Consider the following 14,450-nt stretch of genomic DNA (forward strand, 5'->3'; position numbering starts at 1 on the left):
TATGACAAAAACAGTTGGAATTTTAGGTTTAGGAGTATTTGGTACAACGATTGCCAAACAACTAAGTCAATATGACTGTGATATTATAGCAGTTGATAGTCAAGAAGAAAATGTAAATAGATTGGAAGCTTGTGTTACAAAAGGGGTCATTGCGGATATTACTGATATTCATGTGTTAGAAGAAATTGGTATTAGTGATTGTGATGTTGTTGTAATTGCTACAGGAAATAATTTAGAAGCAAGTATTTTAGCAGTGATGCATTGCCATAAATTAGGAGTTCCAAAAATTGTAGCAAAAGCTAAAAGTAAAACTTCAACAGAAATTCTAATGAAAATGGGTGCAACTAAAATTATTAATCCTGAAAAAGAAACAGGAATTCGAGTTGCGAAAAATATCTTACATCATAAATTAGCTGATGTGATTTCATTAGATGAAAATATTTCCTTAGTAGAATTTTATCCACCATTATCATGGGTTGGAAAATCCTTAAAAGATTTACATTTACGTCAACAATATGATTTAAACTTGATTGGATATCGTCAAGAAGAAAATGCACCGTTAAAAACTCAGTTGAGTGCGGATTTTGAAATTCAAGACAATGTTATATTAGTGGCGATTATGGATAGTAAACGATTAGAAAATGCCGATTTTTTGAATGAAGATTAAAAAAAGAAAGCTCTTTTTTAGAGAGCTTTCTTTTTTGTTTGCATTAACGAATAACCATTTCAGTTTCTGCATCGAAGAAGTGTGATTTATTTAAGTCAAATGCTAAATCAACTAATTCTCCTGGGTTGTGGAAGTCACGAGCATCTACTTTAGATACGAATTCAGTGTCATCTACTTTAGTATATAACATAGTTTCAGCACCTAATAATTCTGATACAACAACTTCAGCTTTTACAGAAGATGAAGGGTATGTTTCAAGAACGATTTGTGAACCTTTGATATCTTCTGGACGGATACCGAAGATTAATTCTTTACCATTGTATCCTTTATCTTCTAATAATTTTTGTTTAGCTAATGGTAATTGTAAAGCTAAACCTTTACCGTTTGAAATAACGCCATCTTGTAATGTTACTTTGAAGAAGTTCATTGCTGGTGATCCGATGAATCCAGCTACGAATACATTGTTTGGAGTATTGTAAACTTCTTGAGGAGAACCGATTTGTTGAACGATTCCGTCTTTCATAATAACGATACGGTCAGCCATTGTCATCGCTTCAGTTTGGTCGTGTGTTACATAAATAGTAGTTGTTTCTAAACGACGGTGTAATTTAGCGATTTCTGCACGCATGGCAACACGTAATTTAGCATCTAAGTTTGATAGAGGTTCGTCCATTAAGAATACTTTTGCATCACGAACGATTGCACGACCTAAAGCCACACGTTGACGTTGTCCACCTGATAAAGCTGCAGGTTTACGTTCTAAGTATTGAGCTAATCCTAAGATTTCAGCTGCATTTTTAACACGTTTGTCAATTTCAGCTTTGTCATATTTACGTAATTTTAATCCGAATGCCATGTTATCATAAACACTCATATGTGGATATAATGCATAGTTTTGGAATACCATTGCGATGTCACGATCTTTAGGAGCAACATCGTTCATTACAGTATCCCCAATTTTTAATTCTCCTTCAGAGATATCTTCTAAACCAGCAATCATACGTAAAGTTGTAGATTTACCACATCCAGAAGGTCCTACGAATACGATGAACTCACGATCTTTGATATGTAAGTTAAAGTCTGTTACTGAATAGAAATCAGCATTGTCATATTTTTTGTGAATATGATTTAATTCAATTTGTACCATTTTATAATCCCCTTTTGTTATATTATTGGATGAGTTCATTATACTTGAAAAAGCTTTCAAAACCTACAGTCCCCTTGCCTAAAAATTAACCTTGCTTTTTGTGCAACTTGCTGAGTGACTCTTTATTATTTTTAGGGTATATAAGGTTTTGTAAAATTTGAAGGGTCTTCTAGTGTAATTTTACGCTTTCAATGTTATGATAGAAGAGAATAGAATGATTAGAAAAGGTGATGAAATGGAAAGAAAACGTGGATTCGAAATTATTACAAGTTATCAAGATAAAGGGATTAATATCCCAAAACGTTCTACAAAACATTCAGCAGGATATGATTTTGAAGCAGCAGAAACAATTGTGTTACCAAGTATTTGGAAAATGATTTTTAAATATTGTGCTGTTCAATTAAAACAATGGGTGTACCGTAGTGATAAAGAAGTAGTGGAAGCTGAATTAGAAAAAGAACAAAAAGTATTAAAACCGATTTTAGTCCCTACAGGAATTAAAGCGTATATGCAAGAAGATGAATACTTACAATTAGCAAATCGCTCTAGTAATCCATTAAAACACTTCTTAGTATTACCAAATGGGGTAGGAGTTGTGGATAGTGATTATTATAATAATGAAGGGAATGAAGGTCATATTTATTTCCAATTATTGAATTTCGGATTATTTGATAAGGAAATTCAAAAAGGTGATCGTATTGGCCAAGGGATTTTCCATTCATTTTTGAAAGCAGATGAAGATGATGTAGAAGAAGCGAATGAAAGAACGGGTGGATTTGGTTCATCAGGTGTTCGCTAGAAAGGAGTTTTTATGGCAAAAGCAAGTGTTAGCTATCTGTGTTCAGAATGTGGATATGTTTCTCCTAGATATTTAGGAAAATGTCCGAATTGTGGGCAATGGAGTACGATGGAAGAGTATAAGGAAGTTGCTACGAGTAGTACTAAAAAACTATCATTAGTGAGTCATTCTGAAGAAGAAAATCGTGCAAAACCACTTCGTATTGACCAAGTTGCCTACGAACGTGTGAAACGTGTAGAAACTTCGATGCAAGAATTAGATCGTGTATTAGGTGGTGGAGTAGTTCCTGGTTCGCTTGTATTAATTGGTGGAGATCCTGGAATTGGAAAATCTACTTTATTATTACAAGTATCGAGTCAGTTACAAAAAGCAGGAGGCAGTGTTTTATACGTTTCAGGTGAGGAAAGTGCTGCGCAAGTAAAAATGCGTGCAGAACGTTTAGGGATGCAAGCAGATGGATTTTATATTTATCCAGAAACAGATTTACAAGCTGTGGTGACACAAGTTGAACAACTCAAACCAGACTATGTGATTATCGATTCAATTCAGACAATGGCACATCCACAAGCGACAGGAATTGCAGGAAGTGTTTCTCAAGTAAGAGAATCAACAGCAACATTGATGAGATTAGCGAAGTTAAATCAAATTGCGATTTTTATTGTAGGGCATGTGACAAAAGAAGGCGCGTTGGCAGGTCCTAGAATGTTGGAGCATATGGTGGATACTGTATTATATTTTGAGGGAGAAAAACATCATAGTTTTAGAATTTTACGTTCGGTGAAAAACCGTTTTGGCTCAACGAATGAAATTGGTGTGTTCGAGATGATGCAAGATGGATTAAAAGAAGTAATCAATCCGTCAGAAGTTTTCTTAGAGGAACGATTAAAAGGAGCGACTGGTTCAGCAATTGTTGTGTCGCTCGAAGGGACTCGTCCAATATTAGCAGAAGTGCAATGTTTATTATCTCCAGCAATTTTCGGAAATGCTCGAAGAACAACGAGTGGATTGGATTATAATCGAGTAGCGCTATTAATGGCAGTCTTGGAAAAGAGAGCAGGACTATTGCTACAAAATCAAGATGCTTATTTTAAATCTACGGGTGGTTTGAAATTAAATGAACCAGCAATTGATTTAGCCATTGCCATGAGTATTGTTTCGAGTTATAAAGAACAGGGGACAGCAGTAGACGATTGTTTCGTAGGAGAGATTGGATTAACGGGAGAAATTCGTCGTGTAAATCGTATTAGTGACCGTGTGAAAGAAGCACAAAAATTAGGGTTTAAACGGATTTTTATTCCAAAAAATAATATTGATGGATGGGAATTTCCAAAGGGAATTGAAGTTGTGGGAGTTTCTTCTGTGAAAGAAGCCATTCAAAAAGCATTTTAAGAAATCCATTAGATAAGGAAGGTGAGTAAAATGGATTTATCAGTAAAAGGTCAACTTTTTGCTAAACGAATGATGACCCTTATATTTGTCATTCTAGGAGGTAGTTTAGGAGTGACCTATTTGCCATCGTTTTGGGAATTAATTGGAATTTCCAATGAGTGGCTAAATTCTGCAGTGTGTAGTGCGGTGATTGGAGCAATTATTTTCTTTTTTATTTCATTAGTATTAACCAAACCTATTATGGCAGGATTTAAAAAATTAGAAAAATTAGTGAATCAATTATCTGTTACGTATTTAGTATTCGGATTGTTAGGTACATTACTTGGGTTAGTAGTCGCTTCATTTATTAGTTTACCACTAACGAATTTACAAATTCCGGCTATTACACAAGTAGCACCTGTAGTATTGAGTATCATTTTTGGATATTTAGGATTTTATATTGGAACAAGTCGAAGAGGAGATTTTCATAAATTATTAAGTTTAAAGAAAAAAACAGAAGAACCTCAAGTACTTGAGAGAAAAGTGGATGATGCTTTTCATAAATATAAAATTTTGGACACTAGCGTGATTATCGATGGACGAATTTATGATATTGCACAAACAGGATTTTTAGAAGGAGTATTAGTGATTCCAGTATTTGTACTGAATGAATTGCAATATATTGCGGATAGCTCCGATAGTGTGAAACGAGTTCGTGGACGTAGAGGATTAGATATTCTGAATGCTTTACAAAAAGAATCGAAAGTTCCTGTTGAAACATATGATGGAGACTATGATGATATTACAGAAGTGGATCGTAAGTTAATTCGATTAGCTAAATCGATTGATGGAGTCATTATTACGAATGACTATAATTTGAATAAAGTCAGTGAGTTTCAAAATGTTCCTGTCTTCAATATTAATGCATTAGCAAATGCGATTAAACCTGTTGTGATTCCTGGAGAAATGATGAAAATTCAAGTCATCAAAGCAGGAACTGAAAGGCAACAAGGGGTTGCTTATATGGATGACGGTACAATGATTGTAGTTGAAGATGGTCAGTATTATATGAATCAAGAAATTGACGTCATTGTAACGAGTGCGTTACAAACAGCAGCAGGAAGAATGATTTTTGCAAAACCTGCTCATTCGCAAAAGAAAATGAATCGACCAGAAGACTAAAGTTTAGGAAATACTTTTTCGATTAACGGTGTAGATAGTACTAGAGTATCATTTTGAAAATTTTACTTCCTATTTATATAGAAGAAAAGTGTAAAAGTGAGAAGAAACAAAAATGTTTTTTCTCACTTTTTTGTATCGAAAAAAATGACTAAAGTCATTCTAGTTGGTGACGAAAGTCAGTAGGCGAGTGTAGGAATAATTTGTATAATAAGGATACAGTAAAGCGAAGGGAAGAGAGCGTATGATGACCTATCAAAAAGGAAAAGAAAAAATTGTAATCGTCATATTAGGAATACTCTTAGCTTTTGTCTTTTATAAATTTTTCTTACATTAATAGTAACTTTAAAAAGGAGAACAAATATGGCATACGTTGAAATTCAATCTATTACAAAATCATTCGATGAGAAAAAAGTATTAAATCAAGTATCTTTTGAAATTATGAAAGGAGAATGCTTTGGATTATTAGGTCCTAACGGTGCTGGTAAATCAACACTGATTGATATTATTACAGGATTAAAGAAAACAGATCAAGGAGATGTCTTGATTGATGGGCGTTCGATTAAAGAAGATGCCTTGACGATTCGACAAAAATTAGGAGTTGTTCCACAAGAATTAGCGATTATTGAAGAATTAAATGCAGTCGATAATTTAACGTATTTTGGTGGATTATATGGCTTATATGGTCATACGTTAAAAGAGAGAATTACAGAAATTCTAGCAGTAACTGGGTTAGAAGAAAAGAAAAAAGAAAAGGTAAAAACTTTTTCAGGTGGGATGAAGAGACGATTGAATATTGGGATTGCACTCTTACATCAACCAGAATTTTTAATTTTAGATGAACCAACGGTTGGTGTTGACCCACAATCGAGACAGCATATTTTTGACTTTTTAGAAACTTTAAATCAACAAGGTACAACTATTTTATACACTTCACATTATATGGAAGAAGTGGAAGCATTATGTGACCGTGTGTTTATTATGGATCTTGGAGAAGAAGTAGCATATGGAACAAAAGAATATGTGAAGGAATTAGTAGGATTAACGTATTCTATTGAAGTAGTACTGGATCGTATTCCGCAAGGATTCGAGCAAGTCGTCTTAGAAAGTGAGAATGGTATTCAAGAAGTAACGGTTGAAAATCGTCAAATGAATTTAGTTGTGGATCGTTCGATTTACTCGATGATGAAATTTATTTCTTTAGTCGAAGAAAATCACTTAGTCATTAAAAAAGTTTCAGTCAATGAAACAACATTAGAAGAAGCCTTCTTGAAATTAACAGGGAAAGCATTACGAGATTAAAGGAGAGTAATATGAAATTTTGGTATTTTTTAAAAGCAAATCTTCAGATGATGTTCAAACAGTTTCATATGCTGTTTTTTATGATTGTATTAGCGCCTTTAGTAATAGGACTGTTTATTAATATGTCAGGGAAAAGTGTGGTTGAACGTAAACCGAATAAAGTAGATACTATATTATATGTGGAAAATCAAGATCAAGAAGTGTTAGGAAATATTGTCCAAAAAGCGCTTGAACAATTACATGAACGGGAAATCATCGCCCTTACAACTGATAAAGAAAAGGCAGAATTGATTGCTATTATTCCAACAGATTTTTCCAAAACTGTATCGGAAGGACAGCAAACAAATCCAATTCAAGTACAAAAGAAATCAAAAGTTTCAACGAGTGATCAATTGACGTATGAAGTTATCTTGAAAAATATTACAGGTCAATTATTCGAGCAAGTGGAATTGAAGGAATTGGTGAAGGATAAAAAACAAGTCGATGATGCAACGGCAGCTGTATTGTCTACTCAAATTCTTCAACGAACAAATGAGGTTCTTACTAAAGAACTCTATCAACGAAATGATTATCAAACAAGTCGAATGCTGACAAGTGAGCAATATTTTTCTACTGCGCAATTAACGATGATTTGGTCCATGGTTTTATCCATAGTGGTGGGAAGTGCTGTGAAGCCTGAATTAAGTGGATTAAATAAACGAATGAAATTATTACCACTGAGTGTTCGTCAAAGAGAAACCTATGGATTAATCTCGAATTTTATACAATTTTATATTTTTACCTTATTATATGTAGGAATTTGGAAGGTGATTCATTCATCAACCTTTAATGGCAATCTATTTGGGATTGCAGGAATTTTAGCCATTCAACTATTTGCGATGCTTTCGATAGCAGGATTTGTAAGTATTTTTATTACGGAGAAAACATTAGGATTATTTTCTTCTATTATCTCAATGGGATTTGTTCTTTTTTCAGGAGCTCTTCCACTTGATAAAATGAGTCCAATGTTCCATTGGTTTGGAGATAATCCATTTAGAAGAGTATTGATTGAACCAATCATTCGTATGATGCAACAAGAATCGGTAGGAGATTTTATCATCATCTATGCTGTAATCGTCATTGTGGCAATAATAATTGCTGAATTACAAATTCGTTGTTTACAAAGAAGGGAGGAATACTGATGGATTTATTAAGAGGAATAGGCTTTCATATTAAAAGAATCGTAAAAAGTCCAGCATTAATAGGTCAAATGGTAATTCTTCCAACAATAGTGACACTTTTTATGGTATTCATTCAATTATCGAGTACAAATAAAAACAACACAACGACTTCATCATCAACTCCTTCACTAGCAATTGTGTTAGAAGAAGGAAATGAAGAGTTTCAAAAAGAATTAGAAAGTTTATATTCTGAAAATGTGTTTTATACAGATAAAGAAAAAGCTTTAAACGATTTAGAAAAAGGATATATTCGAAGTGTATATGTAGTTCCTAAAAATTTTGTTCAATCTTTAGGAAATGGACAAAAAAAACAGATGGAAGTGTATAGTCGTCAAAAACAAAAAGAAGTTTTATTAGAACAAGATATGCAAGGAATCTTGCAAAAACAATTAGTTGATACAGCTCTTCAAAAAGAAGGAATCTTAGAAAAGGGAGAATTCTTCAAGCAAAGTGAAAATCAACTCGTTCATTTTGAAGAAGAAAATGCAACAACTGTAAGCTATGTCTTACTGCTAATGTTAGTGCTGTTTTATATTTTGTTTAATGCCGCTTCTATTTCGTTTGACTTAATTACTTTTAAGAAAAATTTTGTATTGAAACGTTCATTATTAGCGCCACGTTCGAATGCGTGGATTACAAAGAGCTTTTTGGGGGCTTATTTTATAGTGATGTTTGTTGCGAATCTATTTATTATTTTCTTTATGGATAGAGTGATGAATGTAGGCATTCCAAATTGGTTTAATGTTTGTTTATTAGTTGCAAGTGGGATTATTTATAGTTTGAGTCTAGGATTATTTTTATTTAGAATTTTTAAAAATCCAATGATGGCACAACAAGTAGGAGTTTTCGGAACCCTTTTACTTGCGGGACTAGGAATGGCACCAAAACTATTTCAGTCTGAGATTATTGATATTGTAGCGCATTTTAGTCCAGTTTATTGGTTTGTTCAAATCCTTGATCGACAAGAATTACTTCCAGGTATTCCAATGGTGTTAGTGATGGCATTAGTATTCTTTACAGCAGGGAATTATCGTTTAGAAACTTATGTTGATTAAGAAGTATTGCATCCATTTTTGAATAATGGTAGGATGAATAGAAAAATTATCAAGCTGAGGAGATTATATGCCAGTAGGAATTATTATCAATTCATTTGCCATTTTATTAGGAGGAATCGTTGGAGGTTTTGCAGGACATAAAATTCCATCAGAAATCAAAATTCAATTAAATTTAATTTTTGGATTGTCTGCTATGATGCTAGGAATTACTTCTATAGGATTAGTAAAAAATATTTCGGCAGTCATTCTATCTATGATTATAGGAACAATTGTAGGAATCTCTTGTAAAGTAGGAGTAAGAATCAATCAATTGGGGCAATTATTGGAACGTCCAGTAGCTAGATTTAGCAGTGGAGGTCATAGTGGATTAAGTCAGGAAGAATTTTTGACGCAATTAGTAACAGTAATCGTATTATTTTGTTTTAGTGGAACAGGGATTTATGGTTCGCTTGATTCTGGAATGACAGGAGATCATAGTATCTTAATTGCGAAGTCTATTTTAGATTTTTTCACAGCTGCTATTTTTGCTTGTAATGTTGGATATGTTGTTTCATTAGTGGCAGTACCACAATTTATAACCTTCTTTTCGTTATATTTATTTGGGACACAAATTTTACCTTTGACAAATCCAGCAATGTTGGCGGATTTTAGAGCTTGTGGTGGCATGATTATGTTAGCAACAGGATTTCGAATCATTAAAGTTAAAATGTTTCCAGTAGCCGATATGATTCCTGCAATGCTCATTGTTATGCCGATAAGTTGGGGATGGATTAATTGGATTCTCCCATTGATTACGGGATAAACTGGGTGTATAATGAAGTTGATAAAAAAATCACAAAGGAGTGGTTAGGATGATTATTACAACAACACCAACAATTGAAGGACATCATATTGTTGAATATAAGGGAATTGCTTTTGGAGAAGTCATTTCAGGGGTAAATGTGTTAAAAGACCTTGGAGCAAGTTTTCGTGATTTCTTCGGTGGTCGTTCTCAAGGGTATGAAGAAGAATTGTTAAAAGCTCGTGAAGATGCTCTTCGTGAATTAGAAAAACGTGCAGCTAATTTGGGAGCGAATGCAGTTGTCGGAGTGAAAATCGATGCTGAGACAGTAGGAACAGGTGGTATGTTAATGGTAATGGCATCTGGTACTGCGGTTGTTATTGACTAAGCTTCTTATTAAAAGTTAGAAATTATTGATAGGGTTGATGGATTTTCCATCAACCTTATTTTGTATACAAAGAAGTTTTATTTCTTATATTAGAGGAGAAGAAGCTAATATTACGATGTTAAAATAAAAAGTTGCCCTAACAATTCAAGAAAAACTGAGTGAGTTAAAAGAAAAAAGAGGGAAGTACACTAAAAAGCGCAAAAAATTTATGATGATATCTCTAAATATTTAAACAAAAAAGAATCATTATACAAAATAAAAAATTTTCTGTTGATCATATGTAATACAACAGTTAACAATTTACATGGGATTTTTAAAAAATCAAGAGTAATAAAAGTATTACAGGAAATTATAAAAGGGAATTTAAAAGGTAAAAAATGCAAGCGGATACAGTAAAATCAAGAGTTTTAGATACAGGATTTTATTCATAACGTAAACAATCCCTTGACAAATAAAATAATTTTATCAAATCTATATAACACAACACTGTATTAATACAGATACTTAAATGTGTTTTATTTTTAAAATCCAATGTATTTTTAAGAATAAAAGCTTAAAGAATAGCTTTTTCAATAGTTTTTCTTTATATTTTTTTAACAAAGTACTTGTAATAAATATCACTTAAATAAAAAAATAGTACAGATTTATATCATTATTCCATTGATTATTCTTGAGAAAAGATGTATAATGACCTTGTTAAAAGAAAAACAAAAATAAAACCCAAAAGAAAAGAGGAAAATAAATGGTTAATAAAGCAGTTGTTGAATCCCAAGAACTTTTTGAAAAAGCTTGGGAAGGCTTCAAAGGTGTAGATTGGAAAGAGAAAGCAAGTGTATCTCGTTTCGTTCAAGCTAACTACACACCTTATGATGGAGATGAAAGCTTCCTTGCTGGGCCAACAGAACGTTCACTACACATTAAAAAAGTAGTAGAAGAAACTAAAGCTCACTATGAAGCAACTCGTTTCCCAATGGACACTCGTCCAACTTCTATTGCTGATATTCCTGCAGGATATATCGACAAAGAAAACGAAGTAATTTACGGTATCCAAAATGATGAATTGTTCAAATTGAACTTCATGCCAAAAGGTGGTATCCGTATGGCGGAAACTACTTTGAAAGAAAATGGATATGAACCAGATCCAGCTGTTCACGAAATCTTTACAAAATATGTAACAACAGTTAACGATGGTATTTTCCGTGCTTATACTTCAAACATCCGTCGTGCTCGTCACGCACACACTGTAACTGGTCTTCCAGATGCATACTCACGCGGACGTATCATCGGTGTTTACGCACGTCTTGCTCTTTACGGTGCAGACTACTTGATGCAAGAAAAAGTAAACGACTGGAATGCAATCGAAGAAATCGATGAAGAAACAATCCGTCTTCGTGAAGAAATCAATCTTCAATACCAAGCATTGCAACAAGTTGTTCGCTTGGGTGACCTTTACGGAGTTGACGTTCGCAAACCAGCGATGAACGTTAAAGAAGCGATCCAATGGGTTAACATCGCCTTTATGTCTGTCTGCCGTGTTATCAACGGTGCTGCTACATCTCTAGGACGTGTGCCAATCGTATTGGACATCTTTGCAGAACGTGACCTTGCTCGTGGTACATTTACTGAATCAGAAATCCAAGAATTCGTTGATGATTTCGTTATGAAACTTCGTACAGTTAAATTTGCTCGTACAAAAGCTTACGACCAATTGTACTCAGGTGACCCAACATTCATCACAACTTCTATGGCTGGTATGGGTAACGACGGTCGTCACCGTGTTACTAAAATGGACTACCGTTTCTTGAACACTCTTGACAACATCGGTAACTCTCCAGAACCAAACTTGACAGTTCTTTGGACTGACAAATTGCCATACAACTTCCGTCGCTACTGTATGCACATGAGCCACAAACACTCTTCTATCCAATACGAAGGTGTAACAACAATGGCTAAAGATGGATATGGTGAAATGAGCTGTATCTCATGCTGTGTATCACCACTTGACCCAGAAAACGAAGAACAACGTCACAACATCCAATACTTTGGAGCTCGTGTAAACGTATTGAAAGCTCTTCTAACTGGTTTAAACGGTGGTTACGACGATGTTCACAAAGACTACAAAGTATTTGACATCGACCCAATCCGTGACGAAGTTCTTGAATTCGAATCAGTTAAAGCTAACTTCGAAAAATCTCTTGACTGGTTAACAGACACTTATGTAGATGCATTAAATATCATCCACTACATGACAGATAAATATAACTATGAAGCTGTTCAAATGGCATTCTTACCAACTAAACAACGTGCAAACATGGGATTCGGTATCTGTGGATTCGCAAATACTGTAGATACATTAGCAGCGATTAAATATGCTACTGTTAAACCAATTCGTGATGAAGATGGATACATCTACGACTACGAAACAATTGGTGAATACCCACGTTGGGGTGAAGATGACCCTCGTTCAAACGAATTAGCAGAATGGTTAATCGAAGCTTATACAACTCGTCTACGTAGCCACAAACTATATAAAGACGCTGAAGCTACAGTTTCATTATTAACAATTACTTCTAACGTTGCTTACTCTAAACAAACTGGTAACTCTCCAGTTCATAAAGGGGTATTCTTAAACGAAGACGGTACTGTAAACTTATCTAAACTTGAATTCTTCTCACCAGGTGCTAACCCATCTAACAAAGCTAAAGGTGGTTGGTTAGATAACTTGAAATCATTATCAAGCTTAGACTTCAGTTATGCAGCTGACGGTATCTCATTAACAACTCAAGTTTCACCTCGTGCTTTAGGTAAAACTCGTGATGAACAAGTAGATAACTTAGTAACAATCTTAGATGGATACTTCGAAAGCGGCGGTCAACACGTTAACTTAAACGTAATGGACTTAAACGACGTTAAAGATAAAATCTTATCTGGTGAAGACGTAATCGTACGTATCTCTGGATACTGTGTAAACACTAAATACTTAACTCCAGAACAAAAAGCTGAGTTAACTCAACGTGTATTCCACGAAATCTTATCTATGGACGATGCTTTAGCATAAAAATAGAACTTACACCACCTAGCCACAGCTAGGTGGTTTTTTGTTATCCTATTGACAAGACTATACGAATTGGTTAGAATACAACAAATAGCAAAAGTAGGTGAATGGAATGAGAGAGTGGTATAGAGAACTACGTGAAGATTATAATGTTAGCCGTTCATACCATGAAGGATTTTGTGAATGGTATATAAAAAGAAAAGCGCCAGATAGTGTTAGACAAATCCTAGCTTATTCCATCTTTTTCTTTGGAGTATATTTATGGACTAACATACAATTAAGTATATTATTAATTGAATTAGGTTCAGTAGGATATATTTTAATTGTATTGTATGAGTGGATACAAAAGCTGAGAATGAAAAAATAGAAAATCAACAAAAAAAGGCTGGAGAATAACTCCAACCTTTTTTTGTATTTATGAATTTATTTTACTTCTACACGATCTAACCATGAAGTAGCTGTTGCATCTAAAACAACATTTAAGTCTTCAATATTTTGACGACCAGTTGATGCTAACCATTCACGACCTTTTTCGTCGCCTTCAGTTGCGTAAACTGCTACTGAATCTTTCCAAGTAGCACGTCCACATAATACTCCATTGAATTTAGAACCTGCTTCTTGAGCAAAGCGTAAAGTTTCTTGGAATAATGATGCAGATACACCCGCACTTAAGAAGATAAATGGTAAGTGTGTGATTTCTGATTGTTCTTTGAAGTATGCTAAAGCTTCTTGACGAGTATAAACTGGTTCAACACCTTCTGCTGTAAAGCCTTCTACGAAGTTCATATTTACAGGAACTTCAACTTTTAATACATCTACTTGATAACGAGGGTCAGAGAATACTTTCATCGCATCATTTACTTTATGAGGTTTTAAGCTTGCGTAGTGAGCAGATTTTACATCTTCATCACTTGCATCATAAGAAACGATTTCTAAGAAGAAAGGAATATCTTCAGCAGTACATTCACTACCAACACGTTCTACCCATGCATGTTTGATATCGTTAATTGCTGGATCTTCATCAATATCATAGTAAAGTAATACTTTTACAGCATCTGCTCCGATTTCTTTAATACGTTTAGCTGACCAAATTGGTAATAAGTCAGGTAAGCGTCCAATTTCAGTAGCATCATATCCTGTTTTTTCATATGAAATTAATAATCCGCAATCTGCATTTCTTTTTTCTGCAGCAGGTAATCCATATTCAGGGTCTAATAAAATTGAGCTAGAATATTTTGTTAATTCTTCAGAAATTAACTCTTTAAAATGGATAATTCCTTCATCACCTGTTTGGTCTGGATTTCCAGCAGCAATCATTTTTTTAAGAGAACCACGTTGGTCGATGGCTAAAGCACCGATAACATGATTTTTGTTTGATAAACGACATAGATGTTCATATTTTCCTTTTGTAACTGTTAGTTTTGACATATTTAACACTCCTAATAATATTATTCTAAGGTTTTCTCACGCCTCATTTTCTCTGTCTAAC

Annotated in this window: 13 protein-coding genes; 11 read left to right on the forward strand and 2 right to left on the reverse strand. The window is 34.0% G+C overall.

The features are described 5' to 3' along the window. Position 1 precedes the first annotated feature (1 nt). Positions 2-667 carry a TrkA family potassium uptake protein gene (locus tag RWR88_RS00085; protein WP_314449909.1) on the forward strand — a complete coding sequence of 222 codons (666 nt, stop codon included), beginning with the start codon at positions 2-4 and terminating at the stop codon, positions 665-667. Positions 668-710: 43 nt separating this feature from the next. Here the strand turns inward: RWR88_RS00085 and RWR88_RS00090 are convergent, their stop codons facing one another. Next, a complete protein-coding gene (locus RWR88_RS00090; protein ID WP_314349235.1) occupies positions 711-1,814 on the reverse strand; it encodes a sn-glycerol-3-phosphate ABC transporter ATP-binding protein UgpC in 1,104 nt (367 codons plus the stop codon). 235 nt (positions 1,815-2,049) lie between these two features. Between RWR88_RS00090 and RWR88_RS00095 the strand changes: the two genes are divergently transcribed. The 10 genes from RWR88_RS00095 (at position 2,050) to RWR88_RS00140 (ending at position 13,328) form a co-directional block, all read left to right on the forward strand. Continuing rightward, entirely contained in the window at positions 2,050-2,613 is a 564-nt protein-coding gene (locus tag RWR88_RS00095; RefSeq protein ID WP_314349245.1) for a dUTP diphosphatase, read from the forward strand. 12 nt (positions 2,614-2,625) lie between these two features. Beyond that, positions 2,626-4,002 (forward strand): DNA repair protein RadA, encoded by a 1,377-nt coding sequence (gene radA / locus RWR88_RS00100; protein WP_314449910.1) that lies wholly within the window; start codon positions 2,626-2,628, stop codon positions 4,000-4,002. Positions 4,003-4,032: 30 nt separating this feature from the next. Continuing rightward, positions 4,033-5,163, forward strand: a complete 1,131-nt coding sequence (locus RWR88_RS00105; protein ID WP_314449911.1) for a PIN/TRAM domain-containing protein — start codon at positions 4,033-4,035, stop codon at positions 5,161-5,163. A gap of 360 nt (positions 5,164-5,523) precedes the next feature. Continuing rightward, positions 5,524-6,462: an ABC transporter ATP-binding protein gene (locus RWR88_RS00110; RefSeq protein WP_314449912.1), complete on the forward strand. Its 939-nt coding sequence runs from the start codon at positions 5,524-5,526 to the stop codon at positions 6,460-6,462. Between the two features lie 11 nt (positions 6,463-6,473). Next, entirely contained in the window at positions 6,474-7,643 is a 1,170-nt protein-coding gene (locus tag RWR88_RS00115) for an ABC transporter permease (RefSeq protein ID WP_314449914.1), read from the forward strand. Then, positions 7,643-8,737 (forward strand): ABC transporter permease, encoded by a 1,095-nt coding sequence (locus tag RWR88_RS00120; protein ID WP_314449916.1) that lies wholly within the window; start codon positions 7,643-7,645, stop codon positions 8,735-8,737. The genes RWR88_RS00115 and RWR88_RS00120 overlap by 1 nt, the downstream gene beginning before the upstream one ends. 67 nt (positions 8,738-8,804) lie before the next feature. Continuing rightward, positions 8,805-9,539 carry a DUF554 domain-containing protein gene (locus RWR88_RS00125; RefSeq protein WP_314449918.1) on the forward strand — a complete coding sequence of 245 codons (735 nt, stop codon included), beginning with the start codon at positions 8,805-8,807 and terminating at the stop codon, positions 9,537-9,539. 49 nt (positions 9,540-9,588) lie between these two features. After that, positions 9,589-9,906, forward strand: coding sequence for a heavy metal-binding domain-containing protein (locus tag RWR88_RS00130; protein WP_314349243.1), 318 nt, complete (start codon positions 9,589-9,591; stop codon positions 9,904-9,906). A gap of 742 nt (positions 9,907-10,648) precedes the next feature. Further along, positions 10,649-12,964: a formate C-acetyltransferase gene (gene pflB / locus RWR88_RS00135; RefSeq protein WP_314449919.1), complete on the forward strand. Its 2,316-nt coding sequence runs from the start codon at positions 10,649-10,651 to the stop codon at positions 12,962-12,964. A 109-nt stretch (positions 12,965-13,073) separates the two neighbouring features. Beyond that, positions 13,074-13,328, forward strand: coding sequence for a hypothetical protein (locus RWR88_RS00140; protein ID WP_314449920.1), 255 nt, complete (start codon positions 13,074-13,076; stop codon positions 13,326-13,328). A gap of 56 nt (positions 13,329-13,384) precedes the next feature. Here the strand turns inward: RWR88_RS00140 and lacD are convergent, their stop codons facing one another. Beyond that, positions 13,385-14,389, reverse strand: a complete 1,005-nt coding sequence (lacD, locus tag RWR88_RS00145; protein ID WP_314449922.1) for a tagatose-bisphosphate aldolase — start codon at positions 14,387-14,389, stop codon at positions 13,385-13,387. Positions 14,390-14,450: the final 61 nt, after the last annotated feature.

It is taken from the genome of uncultured Granulicatella sp. (genome assembly GCF_963528195.1).
Classification (GTDB): domain Bacteria; phylum Bacillota; class Bacilli; order Lactobacillales; family Aerococcaceae; genus Granulicatella.